Here is a 21,533-nt window from a genome sequence, read left to right on the forward strand (position 1 = left end):
CGGTTCATCCGCGACGGCGTCGGCTCATGCGGCACGGATCATGTGCCGTACTGACCAGGCGGGTGGTTGTTGGCCATGTCGCCGCCTGCCATCGCCGCCTCCAGTTCATCCAGCAACGTAATTACTCGATCCGCTGCGGTGGTGATTTCCTGGAGGTAGTGCAACCGCTCGTCATCGTCCGTGAGGGTCGGCAGCGCGCAGATGCACAGATTCAACGCATGCATCCCATTGAACACGTCGTGACGCAGGCGACGGATGCCTGTGTCGTCGGACGGCTGCTGTTCATGCAGTGGCGGGGGGTCTTGTTTGTGCGGTTCCTGCACGCAACCTCCTGTTCGTGCGGCCGGGTCCATCGCCGGACGTGCAGCGATCCTCAACCCCTGCCTGCCAATATGATAGCCGATTTGAAACAAACATGCGCGGTGCGCGTGCGGGTTCAGCGGCGAAGGCACGCCGTCGCAGGCGAAGCAGCGTGGCTGGCGTTCACCGGCCCAGCAGCGCGTCGGCGCGTGCCTGCGCCTCGGTCTGTGAATCCGGGTTGCTGCCGAGCAGGCGCAGGACGGCTTCGGCGGCGGTGTAGCGTTGGAAGCCGCGGGCGGGAGTTGGATCGGTGGCCCCCACCAAGCCGACCGCGACGCTGAACGCCAGCGCCGCCCCCGCCGCCGCCCAGGCCGGTTTGCCGTGCGACCGCCGCAGCCACGCCCCGGCCCAGAACAGCAGCAACGGGGTGAAGATCAGGAACCAGCGGGACGCGAACATCGCCCCGGACCAGTCCAGCCTCGCCATGCGATACAGCGCCATGACCAGCACCGCCCCCGCGCCGGTTGCCCCCGCCAGCGTCTTGGTCGAGCTCGGCCAGTGTCGGTGCATCACCGCGCCGATCCCCAGGATGCCCACCAGCAGCACCGGGAAATGGCTGAGCACCCCATGCGCGCCGACCGTCGCGGTAATCAGCCACGATGCGTGCCCCAGCAGGATGTCCGTGATCGATCGCCCGCCGGCGTCGCCGTGTCCCCAGGAACCTTCCTGTTCGTCATACTCATCGAAGGCCAGCATCGCACGCTGCGCCAGGCTGACCGCCTGAATGCTGGGACGGTTGGACATGGCCACGTGAACCGAGGCGGGAATGGCATCGTCGGTGATGGGGATATTCCAGGCGGCATGCAGGGCGAAGACCGGGATGGCTCCGATGAGATAGACGATCATTCCGGCGATTCGGCGGGGAATGGAAAACCGCATCGTCGGGATCACGCACAGCAGCAGGACCACGAAGACGATCGCCGCCGGCTCCAGCGTCGCCGCCAGCGCCGTACACGCCCCGCCCAGAGCGAACCATCCGGCGCGGCGGTCGTCGCGGTTCATTGCGTTGACGTGAACCAGACAGGCGGCGGCGGCCAGGATGAGCACGGCGGCCGGAGCGGCGGCGTTGAGAACCACCGCATAGCTGAGCAGTCCACTGCCGCTGACCACCGCGATCCCCAGACACGTGCGGATCGGGCGACGCAGCTCGAAGAGCCGTCCCATGCGATAGACCAGCCCCGCCGCCCCGGCTACCGGCAACGTCACCCCCAACAACGTCAACACGTACGCAATCGTCGCCTGATGGCTGTCGAAGCTGATCCCCAGTCGATCCAGGATCCAGGCAGGCGGGTACAGCAGCAGCGGCATCATCGGCGGCTGCGGACTGAACGTGCCGTTGGGGGTATGGACCACGCCGGGGATGTCGCGGTAGCCCCGGTCCAGCGCCAACGAGCGGTGCTCCACCAGCGCCCGCACCGTCGCCAGATGCTGCATCTCCTCCACCGACATCTGTTCGGGATGTCGCAGCGGACGCAGCAGTGGCAGCGCGATCAGCAGAACCAGCACCGGTCCGGCCAATGCCAGCGGGCGCACCATCTGCCCGTCCACGAATCGTCGCAGATAATGACGCAGCGCCTTCAATGTTTCACCGCAGCAGCAATCACAGCCGTCGCCACTTACGAACTTTCCGCTTCGTACACCTTCAGGTATTGCACGAAGTTGTTGACAATGCGTTCTCCCAGGCGGGCGTACCGACGATAGTAGCGCGCCGTATCCTCGCGGATGCGTGCGGCCCCGTCGGGCCCCAGCACCTGTTGCCAGCTTGTGCGGTCGTGTTCCAGCAGTGCTTCGATGTCCGCCTCGGTAAACTCAAAGTGATATTGAAATCCGAACAGCCGGTTTTTGAAGCGAAACGCCTGGTTTTTGCACAGCCGGGTGGAGCTGAGCAGGGCATTGCCGGTGGGCGGAGGCGGCGCCGGCGGCGGCGGGGGATTCGCCGGTGCCGGCAGCTTCGGCAGATCAAACGTGTCAAAGTGCCAGTGAAACATCGGCGCCCCGTCTGGCAAACCGAAGACGATCGGCTCGGTGCCGCCGGGAAACGGGAAGTACACCGGCCCCCAGCCGATCTCCGGCGCCGGCACGGGCGGATCGTCCGGCCTGGCACCGGGCCTGGTGTTCGGATAAACCCTGGCACCGGCGGCGTGGGCCAGCAACTGCGCTCCCAGGCAGATTCCCAGCACCGGCCGATCCAACGCCACCATCCGCTTCAGCAGCTCCACTTCCTTCTGTAAGAACGGATACTGTTCGCTTCCCAGATCCCTGACCCCCATCGGCCCGCCGAGCACCACCAGCACCCGCAGCTCATCCAGATCGCTGGGCACTTCGTCTCCGCGATACAGGTGACGGACCTCCACCGGGATGCCGAAGTCTCGAAAGATCGGGATGATGCGCCCCGGGGACTCGTAGGGCACCTGCTGAAGGATGATCGCTCGACTCATACGTCGATGGATCATCCGCGAGCCGCTTTGCGGTTGTCAAGCCGCCGCCGCTCGACCATCATTATCGACCGCGACATTTGGGTTTTTTGTGAACGGCCATTCCATCGCAGCGTGGCGCACGGCATTCGCCGATGACTGGCGCCCGCGGCGCAGGCCAAAAATCGGTCTGAATGATCCTTTTTTGAATTGAGATCCGCGTCCGGCCCGCCATATGATTAATTAGCGGAGGCAAGACGATCGAGCGCGGCGGTGGTGTGCCCGCCAGGGTCGCTTCGATCTGCTCCGAACATCATGCGATCTGCCGATCAGCAACAGCGGGTGGCGTTGGCGGTGGCTGATCGGTTGGATGTGTTTCCAGCGTGGCATGCCTCCGGACCGCGCCGACGCCGCGTGCCGGACGGTGCGTATATGCGCGCCCGCAAGCGGGCGTTGGCGGCATGGATCACCTCCGGCTCGGCCGTCCGCCAGGCCGACTCCATTCAAAAACGGGCTCGAACGACGGCGCGGCGGCGGCTGGGGGTGCGGTGCGCATCCCGTGATACGCACATGCCGCTTGGTGCGCATGACGCGCCGGGTCCGATCGGAAAGCAGGCCTGAAAACGGCTTCGGTTCGTGCGCCACAGTCGTGGCCCGGCCGGGGGAGGTGCATCAGCCATGACCACCCGACCCATCCGTGTCGATGACCGCGTGCGGCTCAGACACGATATCGGCCCAGTCGCGCTGCATGAGGGACAGGTCGGTGTCGTGTGCAGCATCTGGCATACACCCACAACCGCTTACGAAGTGGAGTTTCCCGTTCCGGACTCGCCGTTCGGCGTGCGCACGCTGGTGCAGGAGGATCAGTTGGAACTGGTCGATGATCAGGCCAATCATTCCAGCGCGGCCGATGTTCCGCAACTGGTCGCCGCAGCAGACACCGGGTCGACCGTTGCCGCGGGCGACCGTTGCCCACACACGCCGCTGTAGAACAGCTTGCTTACGTGGAGGTGTCGTTATGCCCACGTATGAGTACGAATGCAAAAGTTGTGGTCACAGCTTCGAGATGAGGCTGAGCATTCGTGAACACGACAAGCAACCCGCGCCACGCTGTCCCAAGTGTGGCAGTGAGAAGGTGGAACAACGTCCCGCGCCGTTCCAGGCGATCACGGCCTCCAAGGCGTGAGCCGCAGCGCCGACACCGCTGCGTCCGTCGTCGCCTTCATGGCCGGCTCAGCGCCCGCAGGGCCGCGCCCGCCGCGCCGGCCACTCGGGCGCTGCGCCTGGCGGCGGGCTAACGCACCATGGCCATCATCCCCGACAACTCCGCCAGCCTCCACCAGCACCTGGAACGATGGGCCTGGCAGCACATGGCCCCGGAAATCCGCCAGACCATCGCCCGGCGAGAGCAGATCTGTCGCGGCTGCCCCAGCTATCGCGGCCATTACTCCAGACTGTTCATTCGCTGTGGCGCCGCAGTGTTGTCGCTGGCCGGAGACCGCTGTCCGCAGCAGCTCTGGGGTCAATCCGCGGCAGCGGCCCCCACACCTGCCGACAATCCCACCGACGAACGAGCCGGCGATTGCGGTTCCGACTCCAGAGTCTGCTCCGGCAGGCCATGACCCGGCTTGTTCGCGTACAACAGCCAGTACGTGATCGGAATCACGAACAGCGTGAACAGCGTCGATGCGAACAGCCCGAAGATCAGCGACCAGGCCAGCCCCGAGAAAATCGGATCGACCGTGATCGGCAGCGATGAGAGCATCGCGGCGCCGGCGGTAAGCAGGATCGGGCGCAATCGAACGACGCGGCTCTCCAGGATCGCGTCGAACAGGCTTCGTCCCCTGGCCAGCGACAGATGAATGAAATCCACCAGGATGATCGAGTCGCGCGTTACGATTCCCGCCAGCGCGATCATGCCGATCATTCCAGTGGCGGTGAAGAAGACCGAGTCGTGATAGCCGCCGACGTCGCCGCCAACCAGCGCGTTGAGCAGCCAGAACCCCGGCATCACGCCCAGCACGGTCAGCGGGATCGCCAGCATCACCACGATGGGAATGACAAAGGACCTGGTCTGTGCCAGCAGCAGCACGTAGATGGCCACCAGCGCCGCCCCAAACGCAAGCCCAAGATCACGGAACACGTCGAGGGTGATTTTCCATTCGCCTTCGCCGGCGAAATCGACGCGCAGCCCTCGCGGCAGCTTCCAGGCTACTCCACTGCCCGGCGAGAAGAATGATCGATCATCCGCCGGGCGCGGCGCCGCGTCCTGCACCCACCCATCATCTCCGGCCACGAACGCCCTGGCGACCGAAGCGGAGGATGCCTCCGACTCGGTTGCGCGATCCGCCTGAACATCGACCACCACATCCGCCGGAGGTCTGCCGGCGGTCTCGGCAAACACGTACGCCACGCGGTGCAGGTTCTTGTGATAGATCGTCTGATCGACCAGTTCCTCGCGCCACTCGCCGATCTCCGCCAGCGGAACCAGCGCGCCGTTGCTGCCCACGACGTTAATCTGGGCCAGGTCGGCGGCGCTGGAACGCTGTTCGATCGGCAGGCGCAGCTCGATCAGCAGCGGGTTGCGCTCCGACTCCACACGCACCGTGCCGGCCAACGCCCCGCCCAGCGCCGCCTGGAGCGTCATGGCCACGTCGCGCGTGCTCACGCCGTTGAGCGCGGCCTTTTCCTTGTCGGTGACAAACACGAGCTTCCGCTGCGGCGCCTCGATCACATCATCCAGGTCCACCACCCCCGGCTCCACCGCCAGCCGCCGCCGAACCACGCGGGCGCCGGCCAGAAGATCCTCATAGCGATGATCCGGCTGGCCGTACACTTCGGCGACCACCGACGCGATGACCGGCGGCCCGGGCGGCGTCTCGACGATCTTCAGCTTCGCGCCGTGCCGCCGCGCGATCGCCGTCAGGTCATCGCGGATGCGCAGGCCGATCGCGTGGCTCTGCATCGCCCGGTTCTTCTTGCCCGCCAGGTTCACATGAATCTGCGCGACGTTGTCGCCGCGGCGAAGGTAGTAGTGGCGGACCAGCCCGTTGAAGTCCATCGGCGCCGCCACGCCCACGTAGCTGACGAAATCCGCCACTTCGGGCACTGTCTTGAGGTACTGCTCGAACTCCCGCACCGCCGCGTCCGATCGCTCCAGCGTCGTGCCGCGGTCGAAGTCCAGCACCAGCATCAGCTCGTTCTTGTTGTCAAAAGGAAGCATCTTCAGCGGCACGTGCCGCGTGGCGGCCAGCAGCGTCGCGGCCAGCGTCAACCCGCCCATGACCAGCAGGAACAGAATCGCCAGCTTTCGCGAGTGAAGCAGCGGAGCCATCAGTGGATAGAAAAACCGGTACAGCCGCGACTGCCGCACCGCGTCCAGATCATGCGGATCATCGGCATGATGCTCAGGCACCGCGTCGGCGGAACTGCCCGAAGCGTACTTGCGCTTCAGCACGTGATAGGCCATCCACGGCGTGATCGTGAACGCCACCACCATGCTCATGATCATCGTCACCGGCACGTTCAGCGCCATGGGGCGCATGTACGGCCCCATCATGCCGGTGATGAAGAACATCGGCAGGAACGAGACGATCACCGCCAGCGTCGCGATGATCAGCGGCGGGCGGATTTCGGCCACGGCCTCCATGACCAGCCTGCGCGTCGGGCGGCGACGCAGCGCGAAGTGCCGGGCGATGTTCTCCACGTCCACGATCGGATCGTCCACCAGCAGCCCCAGCGCCAGAATCAGCGCAAACAGCGTCACCCGGTTGATCGTGAAACCCAGCAGCAGGTTCACCGCCAGCGTCAACCCGAACACCACGGGCACGGCGACGGCCACGACCAGCGACTCGCGCCAGCCCAGACCGATCGTCAGCAGCCCGATCACGATGAAGATCGCCACCGCCAGCGCCTCGACCAGCTCGTTGACCTTTTCATCCGCGGTCATCCCGTAGTTGCGGGTGATGACCATCCGCACGTCGTGGGGCACGATCGATTGTTTCAGCTCCCGCGCACGCTCCAGCACGTTTTGCGCCACCCACACCGCGTTGGAGCCTTTCTTCTTGGCGATGGCGATGGTGACGGCGGGGTCGGAGATCGTCGCGTCATTCGGCAGCAGCGCCTCGATCGACTGACCATCATCGCCGACCAGAGTCGCGGTGAATCCGGGATGATGCGTAAACCCGCGCGCCGGGCCCCAACCGTGACGCACGTAGCTGCTTACCTCCGCCGGACCGTCTTCGATCCGCGCCACGTCCTTCAGGAACACCGGGCGCGACTCGAACGTGCTGATGACCAGCTCACGAAGCTGCTCAGGGCTGGTGAAAGGCGCGCCGGCCTCGACGGCAATGACCTGGTCGCCGGCGCGGAAGCTGCCGGCCAACTGCCGAACGTCGGAGGCTTCGATCGCCCGCTGGATCTGGATCGGCGAGACCCCATAGGCCTGCATCCGGCTGGTGTCCAGGTAGACATGCACCACGCGGGGCCGGCCGCCGATCACGTACGCGCGGGACACATCCTTCACCGCCGCCAGACGCTCGCTCAGCTCTTCGCCGATGCGCCGCAGGGTCATGTCGTCGGCGCTGGGGCTGCCGGTCGGGCTGGTCAGCGTCAGCGTCACGATCGGCACGTCGTCGATCTCCACCGGCTTGACCACCCATCCGCTGACGCCTGGCGGGATGATGTCCTTGTGCTCCTCGATCCGCTTCTGGAGCTTGACCAGACTGCGTTCACGATCCTCGCCGACGTAGTAGCGCACCGTGATGATCGCCTGCTCCGGGCGGCTCATCGAATACACGTACTCCACCCCGTCGATCTGATAGAGAATCTTCTCCAGCGGCGTGGTGACGAGCTGCTCGACCTCGGCGGCGGTGTGCCCGGGGAAGCTGACGAACACGTCGGCCAGCGGCACGATGATCTGCGGGTCTTCTTCGCGCGGCGTCAGCCACAGCGCCGCGGCGCCCACCAGCACCGCCAGCAGAATCAGCACCAGCGACAGGTTCGATCCGAGAAACGCCGCAACGATGCGGTTGGTGATGCGATGCTCCTCGGTCCCGATCGCAGGCAATACGCCCGGCTGGCTGTTTGTCTGCTGCGGTGTGCTCATGGCTGGCTGCCTCCGGCATTGGACGTGGTCGCGCCGCCGGACTGAAGCCGCGGCAGCACAACCCTCTCGCCCTCTTTCAGGCCCGAAAGCACCTCGACATCGTCCGGTCCGATGTCGCGCCCGATGCGCACTGCACGGCGGTGGATGATTCCACGCTCATCCACCACGTCCACCAGCTCAAGCTGCCCCACACGCCGCACCGCCGCCCGGGGAATCACCAGCACCTGTCGCTCCTCCAGCGGAATCGTGATCCGCCCGAACATGCCCGTATACAGCCCCGGCGGACACGGACCGACGACCTTGACCTGAAACGACCGGCTGGCCGTCTGGGCGTTGGGCACGATCTCGCTGATCTGCCCGTTGCAGGTTTTGTCCAGCGCCTCGATATGAACGGGGATCTGCTGGCCGACTTCCAGCCGCCGCGCCAGCGACTCGCGAACATCGGCCACGAGCTGCATCCGCGTCGGATCGTACAGGCTCAGCAGCGGTTGACCCGGAGTGACGGTATCCCCGACGTTGACGCGCTTATCCACGGCCAGCCCGTCGATCGGCGAGCGAATCGTCGCGTACTCCAGGACCGCCCTGGCTTCGGCCACAGCCTGCTGGGCGCGGGCCAGATTCGCCTGGGCGCTTTTCAGCGCCGTCTGCGCCAGCTCGTATTCATTCTGCGAGACGGCTTTCTGTTCGATCAGGGCGCTGACGCGGCGGTACTCGATCTCGGCTCGCTCGCACTCGGCCTGCGCCGCCACCGCTGCGGCCTCCGCCTGTTCCAGCCGGGCCCGAAGGTCGGTATCGTCCAGCCGAACCAGCACCTCTCCGGCCTTGACCTGCTGCCCGGCCCGCACGTTGATCTCGACCACCCGCGCCAGGATTCGCGAGGCGATCGTCGTCTCATGCTGGGCACGGATGGTTCCCACGGCCTGTTCGGTCACCGGCACGGTCACGATCCGGGCCACGGCCGTGGCGCCGGCGGGCAATGTGGCCGGCGGCGTGGCGCCGGCGGCGGCAACCTCCATCGGCACCTTCGCGGTAAACACGCCCGCCAGCCACAGCATCAACAGCGTCGCGGCTACGACGAACACCATTGCCGCCGTCAGCGAACGCAGCCGCTGAAGCATCGCCGCCAGTTTCGCTTTCATGGTTGCTCACTCTCCTACAGTCGGTGCTGCGAGGCTTGCCCGCCCCGGCCAATGACGCAACGTCTTACCGTTGCGATTGGGCCGCACAACAGTCGGACTGACTCTTAAGGCCCATTTTCGCGAAGATCTTCTCGGCCGGACAGAAACCTGTAAATGCCGACTGAAGCAGATTCGCCCCAACAAACAGACTCAGCAGATGCCACCAGGGGCTAACCAGATATGCCAATGCCTGACTGAGCAGCACCATCGTTCCTGCCAATGCCCAAACAGCACGTTCGCGAGACATATGTATCCTCATCGATTTGATCTGCCAAAAATCTGGACAAGTCCTTTCGCCGATACTACACTGTATCGACATTCAGTGTTGAACACTATATGAATAATTAGTAATGCTGTCAAGCACAGCGCCGAGAATCTGGCGATAAGCATGCAAATCCATTGCAGTCAATATCTTGAGTCCGAATCGGGGGAAGCCCAACAGACGTCAGCCCCGGCACACCATGAACACGGCCCGCTCACCGAGGCGCAGCTCCAAGCGGTCGCTCAGCTCTTTCACGTCCTGTCGGAACCCACCCGGTTGCGAATTGTGCAATTGCTTCAGCGGGGGCCAGCCAGCGTCGGGCAGATCGTCAGCCAGCTAGGCCAAAAGCAGGCCAACGTCTCCAAGCAGCTTTCGATCCTGCTGCAAGCCGGGATCGTCCGTCGGCAGCAGCAGGGCAATCGCGCCATCTACGCCATCGCCATGCCTTTGGTCCTGGACCTGTGCCATCTGGTCTGTGCACATGTGGCCAATCAGGCGCGCCAGCAGGCCGCCCGCCTGGCTGCCAGTGCACCGCACGCCGAATCGTCCCAGACCCATACCACTGATGAACACCGATGAATCGGCGTTCATCGTCGCTTGCGATCTCTGACACCCTGCCCTCAGCCGAAAAAAAGAGGATCCCGGAAGCACACCTTGCGGCGGCGCCCCGGGATCCCTCGCAGTCGTCGCGATCGTCGCGACTGCCTCTGTCGTTTTCCACTCGGTTACGGGCTGACGCTCATCCGATGAATCCTGACTGAATCGCCTTCAATGCCTCCGTGTAGGCACTGCCGAACTGGCGGGTGTGCTGGGCGATCAGCTCGCTGGCGGCCAGCACGCCCGACTGGTTCACGAACGCGTTGTCGATCAGGGCGTAGTCGGTGGCGTCGATCCCGCCGGAGTAGTCGAAGTCGCCGTGGATCCAGTTGGACAGGCCGTTGACGAAGCCGTTATCGATCAGCGAGTAGTCGGTCGCGTCGATGGCGCCGGACAGATCGGCATCGCCGAAGTAGGTGAACTTCACCAGCACTTCGGTTCCGACCAGCCCGCCGATTCCCGAAAACGCCGGATAGATCGGCCCGGCGCCGCCAACTTGCGCCAGATCGTTCAGGATCACACCCAGCCCGTAAAGGAAGCTGCCGGCGCCGGTGTTCTGCGCGTTGGCCCGGGTCGAGCCGATGCCCGCCCCCAGCCAGTCGAACGCCCCGCCATTGGTCAACCCGCTGGTCAGATACGACGTGATCGTGGCCAGGGTTTCGCCGCGGACAATCATGTCGTTGTCGTTCAGGTCCAGCCGGCCGTTACCCTGGATCGACAGCAGCGACGTGTCGATGACCTTGTCGGCGCCGGCGTTGACCCGCGCCTGGCTGCCGTTGAACAGTTGCAGCCTGGACAGGTCCTGGGAGTTGACGAACTGTACAGCGACCACGCCAACGCCGTCGTCGTTCAGCCGCACGGTGTCCAGCCCCGCTCCGCCGTCAACGGTCAGGAACGTGCCGACCTGGTTGCCTTCAACGTCGATGACGTCCGCCGCGCCGTTGCCGTTGATCCGGTAGTTGTTGAACGCGCTTTCGACGGTGATGGTGTTCGCCAGGTTATTCGCGTCCAGCGTATAGCTCTCGATGGTCGAGTAGCCGATCACACTTGCTGTCGAGCTTTTGGTGGTGTTGGTCGAATTGACGACGTAGTTGTCGGCCACGGTGTCGCCCAGGTCGTCGATGCGAACCGAGTCGGTTCCGGCCCCGCCGGCGATGCTGACGTTGCTGAACACGGAGCTGTCCCAGTCGCCGTTGCCCACGACGATCGAGTCGTTTCCGCCGCCAGCGTTGACCGTCACAGGGCTTGTGCCGGCCGAACCGTTGACGTTGATGGTGTCGCCGCCGCCCCCGGCGTTCAGCACCACCGCTTCCATCGTTCCGTACGTCGTCGTCGCAGCTCCGGTACGATCGATGGTTGTGGCGGTCAGGGTATACGTCGTGGCGGCGGCGTTGGCTGAATCGTTGTAGTTCAGCGTATCCGTCCCGCCGTTGCCGTTGAGCGTCAAGGCTCCATCCACACCGCCAACGTCGTCGCCCGGCGTGCCGACGTTGAAGGACTCATTCCCGGCCCCGCCGTTGATCACCACCGGCGTGGCGGGCAGCGTCGAGCCGATCTCATAGTTGTTCGCCTGAGCGCTGGCGTTGATCGTGATGCCTTCCAGCGCGCTGTAGTTGAACGTGCGGTTGACCGCGAAGTTCTTGATGATCGCGGTGGAGGTGATCGACCAGTCGTCCTGCGTCGCACCATCGGTCGTGTCGTCGAAGACCATCGCGTCGGTGCCCGCCCCTCCAGACACGCTCACGTTCGCCAGGATGTTGTTGTCCACATCGCCGCTGGCGATGTTGATCGTGTCGTTGCCGCCATTGCCGCGAACGGTCGCTGGCACGCTCAGGGTGTTCAGGTTGATGACATTGTTGAACCCGCTGGCATCGAGCGTCAGGCTTTCGACGGTCCCGTAGGTGATCAGATCAACGCCCGCCGAGTTCTTGTCGAAGGTCGTGCTGCTCAGCGTGTAGCTGTCGGCGCCGGTATCGTCAGTCGAGTCGTTCAGGTACAGCGAATCCGTGCCCGCCTGCCCGTTCACCGTGATCGCCACGAACGCCAGGCTGTCGTCCAGGTCGCCGTTGCTGAAGTTGATCGCGTCATTGCCGTCATTGCCATTGATGACCAGCGTGTCCAGGTCCGGGCTGGTAACCGCGGACATGCTCAGCACGTCGATCGCGTTGTCGGCCAGGCCAGCGGTGAGGATCACGTTCTCCACCGTGTCGAAGCCGAACGTCTCGCTGGTGCTGCTCTTGTCAAACCCGATGCTGGTGAGGGTGTAGCTGTCGTCCACGCTCGCGTCGTCGGTAACGTCGTTGAAGTGGATCGTGTCAATCCCGCCGTTGCCATGCACGATCACGCTCGCGTTGACCAGGCTGTCGATGTCGCCGGATGTCCCGCCGACCGTGATCGTGTCGTTGGCCGCCCCCGCGTTGATCGTCAGCCCGCTGGTCAGCGTGCTGCTGAGCGAATTGATGTCATAGGTGCTGGCGAAGGGGCTGCCGTTGATGATCATCGACTCAAACGTGCCATACGTGATGACCCGGTTGATCACCGACGCGTTTTTCGTGAACGTCGTGCTCGTGATCGTGTAGTCGTCCCCGCCGGAGCCGTCCGACTGGTCGTTGAACACCAGCGTGTCGGTGCCGGTGTCGCCGTTGGCGGTGAAGTTCGATCCCAGGTTCGTGTCGATGTCCTGAAGCTCCTGGGCGGCGCTGATGTTGTCGTTGCCCGCTCCGCCGTTGACGGTCACGCTCTTGCCGGACAGCAGCGCGTCCACGTCCACGTCGCCGTTGGCGTTTGCGGCGTTGACGATGATCGTCGTGAACTGCGCCCCCTCGATGACCTCGTCGGTGCCATTGACCTCGAAGCTCATCGCGGTGCCGTCCACCTCCAAATCAATCACGTCAGCGTCGTCGCCTGTGGGGTCGATGTCCCCGTTGATCGTCACCACGTTGGTCGTCGTGTTGAGGTTGACGTACATGGTGTTGATGAGGCTGGGCATGGTCACGGTGTAGCTGTAGGCGTCGCGCAGGAAGGTGGCCAGCGTGTCGGAGATCAGCAGCCGCCGAACCACCGTTGTCGGGATCGTGCGCCCGGGGTTCAGCAGGTCATTGGGATGAATCGGCCCGCCGTAGGCGCCGCCTCCCTCGAAGAAGTGCCGCCCGCCGTTGGTCGTCAGTGTGTACGTGGTCGCGCCCGCGGTGACCTGCACCAGCCGATCCGCCGGGTCGCTGCTGTTCGGATCATCGCCGACGTCCACCTCGTTGGAGGTAATGAACGGCGAGCTGCTGGCCAGTCCCATCGCGTGGCCGATCTCGTGCAATGCGGTGCGGTAGAAATCAACGTCGGCGGTGCCGCTCAGGTCCGCGCCGAATGTCGTGAACGCGGTCGTGAACTCGCCGTCATCCGGCACCGTCGCGCTGCCTGGCACCGAGTCGAAATACCAACCCGATCCGCCCCCGTTGTCGTCAAGCTGGATCGTGGCGCTTGACGGTTTGCCCAGGGCATCGTACGAGATGCTCCCCGTCGAGCCGCGCAGCCCCCCGGCGAACGCCTGGGCATCGATCGTCAGATCAAAAGTGTTCCGCGGCAGGAAGAGGGGCGTCAGGCCATTGAAGTTCACGATCACCCGCTCCCAGTCGTCGATAGCGCGCTGAACGATGTTCCGCGCGATCGTCGCACTGGCCCCATACACAGCGTTGAAGTCATCGGTATCGAGCACACCTGCGCCCGACCCTTTATTCACCCAGTTGATCGTCGAGAGCATCATCCGCCGCTCCAGCGGTTCGATCCCCGCCGAAACGGCACGTCGAACTCCATCCCCTGAACCTGATGCCGAGCCCTTGCTCGCACACCGCCCCCTGCCACTGTGCCTGCGGACTGGAAGCCGGGAATTCATGCCAAACATGATTCCTCCAAAACGAAAAAGGGGGTTTCCGATCAGACTTGTGCTAGAACGGTTCCCGAGCGAGCCGCTCTCAAGTCGCCGAAGTTGTCACGCGATCAATTTCGCTTCCGCGCGGTCGGTCGTACCCACGTGAAGTGGCGGCAGTGTGCGCAGCCCATCGGCATCTTCGCAATGCCCTTTTCGGGGCATAACGCAGGCGCTGGCGAGCGTTCACTGTACGGTTGTCAAATAGAACAGATTCGCGATGTGGCGCCGGAACCGAGCCTCCGGCGGCAAATCCAGGCCAACCAGAGCGGGCGATGGGAGTCGAACCCACAACTTTGGGCTTGGAAAGCCCACACTCTGCCAATTGAGTTACGCCCGCAAGTTCAGCTTAATCGCTGGCTCCGAATTATAGCCGCCACACGATTCCACGCCAACCCCGCCACCACTTGCCCCGCCCAGGCCAGCCGCCGCCAGCATCGGCTCACCGCCGCACCCCCGTGCGGATTTCATCACATTTCCCACAACTCCTAATCGGATGCTCATCTTTGCGCTGCACGATTTCCCTCCGTTCCGGCGTTGCTCGAGCAATCAGATGATGCACAGTCAGACCACTCAAAGGAGACAAAGATGAAAATGCCCAATAAGCTTCGGCGTATCGCTGCTTTGGTTCCGGCCGCGAGTCTGCTTCAATCGGTCGGTCAAGCCCAGGTGCAGGGACCCAGCACGCTCCAGACACCATACCTGCTGCCAGCCGTCCCCGGCGTGATCACCAAATCCATCGCCAGCAATGGCGACGGTTCGTCGCTGGCGCCCGACGAAACACATCCCAGACTCGGCGGGGGCGTGTACCGCCTGGTCGGGATCCCTGACGGACTGGGCGCTTACGACAATGGCGACAATACCTTCACCCTGCTGGTCAACCACGAACTCGGAACGACCAACGGGCTGGTTCGCAGTCACGGCACGACCGGGGCGTTCGTCTCGAAGTGGAACATCGACAAGAGCTCGCTGGCTGTCAATCACGCCTCGGATCTGATCGCCTCTGTGGCGCCCGTCGCGGGCGGAGCCGCACCGTTCGGGCGGTTCTGTTCGGCGGATCTGGCCGGAGCGGGCGCGTTCTACAACCCCGCCACCGGCTTGGGCACGCAAAACAGGCTATTTCTCAACGGCGAAGAAACCGGTACCGAGGGCCGCGCGTTTGCCACCGTCGTTGACGGACCCAACGCCGGCACCGCTCACTATCTGCCGGCGCTCGGCAGGTTCAGTTGGGAAAACGCCGTCGCCAGCCCGCATGCACAGAACAAGACCATCGTCGTCGGCACCGACGACAGCTCCCCCGGCCAGGTGTACGTCTACGTCGGCAACAAGACCACCGCCGGAACTGAAATCGACCGCGCGGGTCTGAACAACGGCAGGCTGTATGGGGTTACCGTCAGCGGAGCGGCGACGGAGAGCCGCGCCACAGGCCTGGGCGCCGCCAGTGCGACATTCGCATTGACCGACCTCAGCGGCTTCGCTTCCGGCACCGGCGCGGCGCTGCAAACGGCCAGCGCCGCCAGCGGCGTCACCGAGTTCCTTCGCCCCGAAGACGGCGCCTGGGATCCGCGTCCCGGAAAACAAAATGACTTCTACTTCGTCACGACCGACCGTTTCGATCAGCCCGGCCAGCAGGGCCGCTCGCGGCTGTGGCGAATGCGATTCAACGACATCGCCAACCCCGAATCCGGCGGCGTGTTGACGATGCTTCTGGACGGCACCGAGGGCCAGCAGATGTTCGACAACCTCTGCATCGACGCCCACGGACGAATCCTCATCCAGGAAGATCCGGGCGGCCAGTCGTACCTGGCTAAGGTCTGGCTCTACGACATCGACTCCGGCGGCCTTGCGACCGTGGCGCAGTTCGACCCGGCCCGTTTCAGCGGCGCAAGCTCACCGTTCAACATCGACGAGGAATCCTCCGGCATCATCGACGCCGGTACGATCCTTGGCGACGGCTGGTTCCTGCTCGACGTTCAGGCGCACTACACCATGGGTGGCCCCAACGGCTCTGAACTCGTCCAGGGCGGACAACTGCTGGCCATGTACGTGGACCCGAGCGTCGTTCCCGAGCCGGCCGGGCTGATGCTGCTGGCGCTGACGGCGATCCCGCTGCTGCGGCGGCGAGCGGGCGCGGGCATCGGCCATCGTTGAGCAAGGCTTCGCACCACAGGCACAGCCAGGGCCGCACGCCACGTGCGGCCCTCTGGCTTGCGCGTTGCGCTGAATCCTGCGCCCCACCCGCCCCGGCACAGCCCGCTACAGCGAAATCAACAGATACGGCTTGCCGTCATCCTTGAGATCTTCCAACTCCGAGCCTTCGTTGAACCCTGCCAGATACCGCTTGTAGATTTCGAAGCACTTGGCGCGGGCAGCCTTGTCACGGGGCAACTCGACGATCAGCGTCTCGGGGGTGCTTTTGCCGTTGATGTCGCGGGTGACCTCGAACCAGACGTTCTTGCAGCCAGCGGCGTACCACTCATCCACCCACGGCCCCAGTGCCGCCTGCCGCCCGCCAGCGATGTACTTCCTGGCTTCCTCCAGCGCGTTGCCTTCCTTGAGGGCGCGCACCTCCTCAATCATCTCCTGATGTTGCGCCGAGGCGCTGCCGCCGGAACCAGAGCCGGATCCGACGGCGCCTGCGCCCACCGCCGACGCGGGCAGCGCCGACGCCGCTGCCCCGCCCCAGTTCAGCACCAATGCCAGCAGCAGAAACAGCAGCGCCCATCGCACGATCATGTCGAATACCGCCAGAAGCATCACCACCAGCCACGAATCCCCCGAATCCATGCTGAACAGGTAGGTCAGCAGGATCCAGTACGTGCCCAGCGCGATCGGGAAGCTGAGCATGTAGCCGAACATTCCGCTGGAGCCGGCCATCTTGTCCACGCCCGCTTCCACCCACGTGCTGATCCCATCGGAGAAGACTGCGATCGCCGCCAGCTTCAGCGCCGCGGCAAACGGCCCACCGAAGCTGACCCCCAGCGGCGCCGCGATCACCATCGCAAAGCCGATCAGCAACATCGCCTTGAACAGCGTGATCATGCCCACGCCCAGGCTGATCAGGATGATGCCGCTGCCGCTGAGATTGTGACGAAACACGTAATACCCGACGTACATCGCGAAGCCGATCAGCAGCAGCGCAACCGGAACATGGATGTCGCGCTTGACGTCAACCAGTGTTGCCGAGGAGAAGCGATCCTTGACGGCCTGCGGCGAGCTGCGATAGCCCAGTGCCGCTGGAATCCCCGGCGCTGCCATGGCGGCCACGGCAGCCGCGGCGCGCGGCGAATCGCCCGCCGACGACCCTTTCGGTGGCAGCGGTGCCAGCGGGAGCCTGGCCTTTTTGGGTTTCGGCGGCTCAGGCGCCGGGGCCATGTCGTACAGCCCCTCATCCTCCGCGGCGGCTTGCGGTTGGGCACCGGGAGCTTGTGCCGGAACCATCATCACCGCGCCGCACTTGCACCTGGCCCGTTTGCCCGCAATCTCGGGCTTCCATGCGTAGCTCTTTCCACACGCGTCACACGCGAACTTGGCCGCCACTGCATCGGACATGACACACCCCGCTGGCTACTGATGCCGCTGATTGCTGTGAACTGATCGATGGCGATTGGCGATCGACCGTGCGATCGAAACGATGAGAGATGCGCTACAGCATGCCCGCCGCGCACGGGAAATGCAAGCATGATCGTCGCTTAAGGGGACTGCTGGAACTCGAAAATCGAACCGAGCCGGAGAATCCCGCTCAGCTCATCCAGCGCCGACAGGCTTTCCTCCAGCAGCCTGTGGTCGCGAAGATCATCCGGCTCCAGGCGGTCCCGATAGTGTTTGTGCACCCAACTCACCAGGCGATCGTATAGCGCATCGGTCAGCAGCACGGCGCCGCGCATGGCCGAAAGCTGATCTTCCGTCAGCACGACCCGCAGCCGCAGACACGCCGGGCCGCCTCCGTTGCGCATGCTCTGGCGGACATCGACGAAGTGAACCGAACGGATAGGCGTGTCGCCTTGAAGCAGGTGTTCCTGAATGAACGCATGGACACGTTCGTCGTGACGGCATTCCATCGGCGCGATCAGCGACATCGCCCCGTTGGGCAACGTCACAAGCTGGCTGTTGAACAGATAGGTCGCGACGGCCTGTTCGAGGGAAACCTCCTGCTGCGGCACCTGGATCAGGTGAAAGGATTCATCGAGTTTGGGCGGATCGAGATAGGCAAGCTCGTGGTACAGCAGCACATTCTCGTTTCCGACGGCAACGACGTCGTTGTGAAATGCGCCGGAGTCAATGGCGGCGGGATGTTGCTGGAGATAGATCGTGCGTCCCGGATCAAGCTGATGCAGACGGGCAATCGAAGACGAGGCCTCCAGCGTCTGCCGCGCGGGAAAACGCGCCGGCGCAGGTCGTGAAGGGTCCAGCGCCACCCGGCCGAAGGTGAAGATCTCCACACCGGCCGAGGCGTGATTGGCGCACAGTCGCGTGTGGTTGGCGGCGCCCTCGTCGCCAAGGTGCAGCGCCGCCGGAAGCGGATCGTGCACCGCGAATCGCGACGGGTCGGCGAAGATCGTCCGCAGGATGCGCGTCGTGGTCTGGGATTCGATCGAGCGGTGCAGATTGGCGATGAGGTTGGCGACAGTGAAGTGAACGCGCCCGTCGGCGCAGTCGGGCGAGGCAGAGACGGTCGCGGCGTTTGCGGCCCACATGCTCGAGGCGCTGCACGCCGCCGCCAGAAGCTGCGGCGCCTGGCGATGCGCCTGCTCCAGAACCTGCGTATCGGTTCCGGTGAACCCCAGCCGGCGCAACGTCGGCAGATGCGGGCGCTGATGCGGAGGCAACACCGCCTGCTTCAGCCCCATCTCCGCCAGGAACTTCATCTTCGCCAGTCCCTGTAGTGCCGCCTGCCGCGGGTTGGAGGTGCTGGCCCTGTGCCGCATCGACGCCACGTTTCCGTAGCTCAGCCCCGCATAGTTATGCGTCGGCCCGACGAGGCCATCGAAGTTGACTTCGTATGCAGCCATCTGGTCCGTATCTGCCCTTGACCAGCTCAATCCAGCGTAACGCCCGGCGTTACCCGCTCGGGCAGCTTCAGCGTCTGGGTTTCAATCGATGCCACCGGATACGAGCAATAATCCACGGCGAAGTATGCACTGGGGCGATTGTTGCCCGATCGACCGATCCCGCCGAACGGAAGCTGCGCACTGGCGCCGGTGAGCGGGCGGTTCCAGTTGATCACTCCGGCGCGGACGCGGCGATAAAACGCCTGCCAGAGCTGTGGATCATCGCTGAGCAGTCCGGCGGTCAGTCCGTAGCGCGTGTTGTTGGCCTCATCAATCGCCTGGTCAAAGTCTTTCACGCGGATGAGCTGAAGCAGTGGCCCGAACAGTTCCTCGTCAGGCCGGTCGGCAACGTCGGTGACATCGATCAGTCCCGGGCAAAGCAGAGTCTTGTGCTGATTCAGCGGCTGCATCTCCACGATCGCGCGCCCGCCACGCGAGAGCAGGTCCTGCTGGGCGTGCAGCAATCGCTGGGCGGCGGCGGGGCTGATCAGCGGGCCCATGAACGGCTCGGGCGAATCGGTATATCGCCCCACGACGATGCGGCGGATCATGCCGATCAGTTGATCGAGGAATCGCGCCGTTTGGTCGCTTTGATCGGACGGGCCGGCGTCGATCACGATCAGCCGCCGGGCACAACTGCATCGCTGCCCGGCGGTGATGTAGGCGGACTGGATCGTCCAGTAGGCGGCGGCGCGCGGGTCGCTGACGCGATGCACCACCAGCGGGTTGTTGCCGCCCATTTCCAGAGCCAGGATTTTGCCCGGGAAATCCGCCAGTGCGCGGTTGATCGCCTGTCCGGTCTGAAAGCTGCCGGTGAAGTAGATGCCGTCGATCGAAAAAGACTCCCGACCCCTTAAAAAAGGGGTCGGGAGTCTTTTCTCGCTGGCGGCGCGGCGGATCAGTTCCTGGCCTGTCTGCCGGCCGCCCTGAAGCAGGTTCAGCACCCCCGCCGGAAGCCCGGCGTCGTGCCAGAGCTGCACGGTGCGTTCGGCGACCAGCGGCGTCAGCTCGCTGGGCTTGAAGATGATCGTGTTGCCCGCCAGCAGCGCCGGCATGATGTGCCCGTTGGGAAGATGTCCGGGGAAATTGAACGGCCCGAAGACCGCCACCACCCCGAACGGTCGGTATCGCGTGGCGCCCGTGGCGTCGGCGATCTGCCGCGTCGCCGGCTGTCGCCGCTGCCCCTGCGACTCGATCGTCGCGGCGATCTTGTGGATCATCGCGTCGGTCTCCGTGGCCGCCTCCCAGCGAGGCTTGCCCGTCTCGCGACAGATGATCTCGGTGAATTCGGCGTGATGCTTCCTGAGCTGCTCGCCAAAAGCATGAAGGAACCTTGCCCGCTCGGCGATGGGAAGCTCCGCCCACGACTGTAGCGCCTGCCGCGCCGCGGCGACAGCCTGATCCACCTGCTCGGCCGTGGCCTCATGCCCGCGCCACAGCTCCTGGCCACTGGCCGGATCCGTGGAGACGAACTCCTGCCCCCCGCCGCTGATCCAGCGATCGTTGATCAAATGGCCTTTGCTCATGACTCTGGGCCGTGTTGTGCCCTGGTGTCACGTGCGGCACTACTTGCCGCTGGTGGCGAACAGCTCCACATACCGAATCGTATCCCCGACGTGCACGCGCAGCGCCGCGGCGGTCTGATTGGTGATGCGAACCCCCTCGGGCCGGGAGGTGTCGATCACGTCTTTGCACGCCCGGAAATCCGCCCCCCCGCCAGCGCCGCTGGTGCCGATCAGGTAGATCACCGACTCGATCGGCTGGTCGGTCACCGCCGCCACTCTCGCCTTGCGGCTCTGCCGGATCGTTCGGATCTGATCGCGCGGGCAGCTCATGATCGGCCCGGCGTCGAAGATGTCCACCATGTTGCTGAAGGTGAACCCCTCCTGCTCCAGATTCTGCATCGCCCGCACGCCTTCCTTGTGCGGCTTGCCGATGACCGCCTGCGCATCCGGCGGCAGCAGCGGAATGTAGATCGGGTGCTCGGGCATCAGCTCGGCGATGAACTTCTTGTTGACGATGCTGAGCCGATCGGCCTCGGCAAAGTCGATCCCGAAAAAGTGGCGTCCCAGCGCGTCCCAGAAGGGGCTTCGGCCATTCTCGTCCAGCACGCCTCGAAGCTCGCTGACCACGGTCGATTCGAAGATCTCCGGGCGTTCGGCCATGTACAGGAAGCGCACGAGCTGAAGGAACCGGCCGTTGCCCCCGCCGCGATACTCCGGATGCAGAAACAGGCTTCCGACCTCGCACGGGCCGTCGTGTTCCTTGACCAGCATGAGAATCGGCACTTCCCGGCGAATGTTGATCACCTTGGATTCAAACAGCTTCTTTTCGATTCGGTAGGCGTAAAAAGGCTCGTATCCCCCGGTTTTGGCGACGATCCCGCAGGCGCCGATCACCCGATGGCGGGTCTGGTCCTCCATCACGAACAGGTACGATTCATCTCCCGGACGATCGATCTCCCCCGCGGCGGCAACCGCGAAACTCTTGACCGACTTGGCGATCCGCTTGCGCAGCAGGTCGCGATCCCTGGGCAGGGTGGTCAGTCCCGCCCCCGCCATGCCGGCCAGTTCCACCAGCGGCTCCAGATCCGCGTTAGCGACGGGGCGAATGACGATCATGGTGATTGTATTATCGGCATGAAT

At 64.4% G+C, this 21,533-nt stretch carries 15 protein-coding genes and 1 tRNA gene; 4 read left to right on the forward strand and 12 right to left on the reverse strand.

Features of this window, described 5'->3' with window-relative positions; all coding sequences use genetic code 11:
* Positions 1–38: 38 nt before the first annotated feature.
* From ACQS5P_RS07865 to ACQS5P_RS07875, 3 genes are all read right to left on the reverse strand, one after another.
* Complete coding sequence (locus ACQS5P_RS07865; RefSeq protein WP_428940347.1) at positions 39–323, reverse strand: hypothetical protein; 285 nt, start codon at positions 321–323, stop codon at positions 39–41.
* Between the two features lie 160 nt (positions 324–483).
* Positions 484–1,941: a hypothetical protein gene (locus ACQS5P_RS07870; RefSeq protein WP_428940348.1), complete on the reverse strand. Its 1,458-nt coding sequence runs from the start codon at positions 1,939–1,941 to the stop codon at positions 484–486.
* 35 nt (positions 1,942–1,976) lie between these two features.
* Entirely contained in the window at positions 1,977–2,798 is an 822-nt protein-coding gene (locus ACQS5P_RS07875; RefSeq protein ID WP_428940349.1) for a type 1 glutamine amidotransferase, read from the reverse strand.
* A 654-nt stretch (positions 2,799–3,452) separates the two neighbouring features.
* Between ACQS5P_RS07875 and ACQS5P_RS07880 the strand changes: the two genes are divergently transcribed.
* Complete coding sequence (locus ACQS5P_RS07880; protein WP_428940350.1) at positions 3,453–3,764, forward strand: hypothetical protein; 312 nt, start codon at positions 3,453–3,455, stop codon at positions 3,762–3,764.
* Positions 3,765–3,792: 28 nt separating this feature from the next.
* Positions 3,793–3,960, forward strand: coding sequence for an FmdB family zinc ribbon protein (locus ACQS5P_RS07885; RefSeq protein WP_428940351.1), 168 nt, complete (start codon positions 3,793–3,795; stop codon positions 3,958–3,960).
* A 336-nt stretch (positions 3,961–4,296) separates the two neighbouring features.
* Here ACQS5P_RS07885 and ACQS5P_RS07890 read toward each other — a convergent pair whose 3' ends face one another.
* The 3 genes from ACQS5P_RS07890 to ACQS5P_RS07900 all read right to left on the reverse strand — a co-directional run bounded on the left by ACQS5P_RS07890 (position 4,297) and on the right by ACQS5P_RS07900 (position 9,306).
* Positions 4,297–7,881, reverse strand: a complete 3,585-nt coding sequence (locus ACQS5P_RS07890; RefSeq protein WP_428940352.1) for an efflux RND transporter permease subunit — start codon at positions 7,879–7,881, stop codon at positions 4,297–4,299.
* Positions 7,878–9,020: an efflux RND transporter periplasmic adaptor subunit gene (locus ACQS5P_RS07895; protein WP_428940353.1), complete on the reverse strand. Its 1,143-nt coding sequence runs from the start codon at positions 9,018–9,020 to the stop codon at positions 7,878–7,880. The genes ACQS5P_RS07890 and ACQS5P_RS07895 overlap by 4 nt, the downstream gene beginning before the upstream one ends.
* A gap of 64 nt (positions 9,021–9,084) precedes the next feature.
* Positions 9,085–9,306 (reverse strand): YgaP family membrane protein, encoded by a 222-nt coding sequence (locus ACQS5P_RS07900; protein WP_428940354.1) that lies wholly within the window; start codon positions 9,304–9,306, stop codon positions 9,085–9,087.
* Positions 9,307–9,447: 141 nt separating this feature from the next.
* On the opposite strand from ACQS5P_RS07900, the gene ACQS5P_RS07905 reads away from it, so the two are divergent.
* Positions 9,448–9,900, forward strand: a complete 453-nt coding sequence (locus ACQS5P_RS07905) for an ArsR/SmtB family transcription factor (RefSeq protein WP_428940355.1) — start codon at positions 9,448–9,450, stop codon at positions 9,898–9,900.
* Positions 9,901–10,060: 160 nt separating this feature from the next.
* Here the strand turns inward: ACQS5P_RS07905 and ACQS5P_RS07910 are convergent, their stop codons facing one another.
* A complete protein-coding gene (locus tag ACQS5P_RS07910; protein ID WP_428940356.1) occupies positions 10,061–13,675 on the reverse strand; it encodes a beta strand repeat-containing protein in 3,615 nt (1,204 codons plus the stop codon).
* Between the two features lie 429 nt (positions 13,676–14,104).
* Positions 14,105–14,177 (reverse strand) — tRNA-Gly (locus ACQS5P_RS07915).
* Positions 14,178–14,425: 248 nt separating this feature from the next.
* Between ACQS5P_RS07915 and ACQS5P_RS07920 the strand changes: the two genes are divergently transcribed.
* Complete coding sequence (locus tag ACQS5P_RS07920) at positions 14,426–15,988, forward strand: alkaline phosphatase PhoX (protein WP_428940357.1); 1,563 nt, start codon at positions 14,426–14,428, stop codon at positions 15,986–15,988.
* A gap of 105 nt (positions 15,989–16,093) precedes the next feature.
* Here the strand turns inward: ACQS5P_RS07920 and ACQS5P_RS07925 are convergent, their stop codons facing one another.
* From ACQS5P_RS07925 to ACQS5P_RS07940, 4 genes are all read right to left on the reverse strand, one after another.
* Positions 16,094–17,389: a hypothetical protein gene (locus tag ACQS5P_RS07925; protein ID WP_428940358.1), complete on the reverse strand. Its 1,296-nt coding sequence runs from the start codon at positions 17,387–17,389 to the stop codon at positions 16,094–16,096.
* A gap of 140 nt (positions 17,390–17,529) precedes the next feature.
* Complete coding sequence (gene astB / locus ACQS5P_RS07930) at positions 17,530–18,849, reverse strand: N-succinylarginine dihydrolase (RefSeq protein WP_428940359.1); 1,320 nt, start codon at positions 18,847–18,849, stop codon at positions 17,530–17,532.
* 26 nt (positions 18,850–18,875) lie between these two features.
* Positions 18,876–20,414: a succinylglutamate-semialdehyde dehydrogenase gene (gene astD / locus ACQS5P_RS07935; RefSeq protein ID WP_428940360.1), complete on the reverse strand. Its 1,539-nt coding sequence runs from the start codon at positions 20,412–20,414 to the stop codon at positions 18,876–18,878.
* A 39-nt stretch (positions 20,415–20,453) separates the two neighbouring features.
* On the reverse strand, positions 20,454–21,509 hold the full coding sequence (locus ACQS5P_RS07940; RefSeq protein ID WP_428940361.1) for an arginine N-succinyltransferase: 1,056 nt from the start codon (positions 21,507–21,509) through the stop codon (positions 20,454–20,456).
* Between the last annotated feature and the right edge of the window lie 24 nt (positions 21,510–21,533).

The sequence above is a fragment of the Fontivita pretiosa genome, from assembly GCF_050410795.1.
GTDB lineage: Bacteria > Planctomycetota > Phycisphaerae > Tepidisphaerales > Tepidisphaeraceae > Fontivita > Fontivita pretiosa.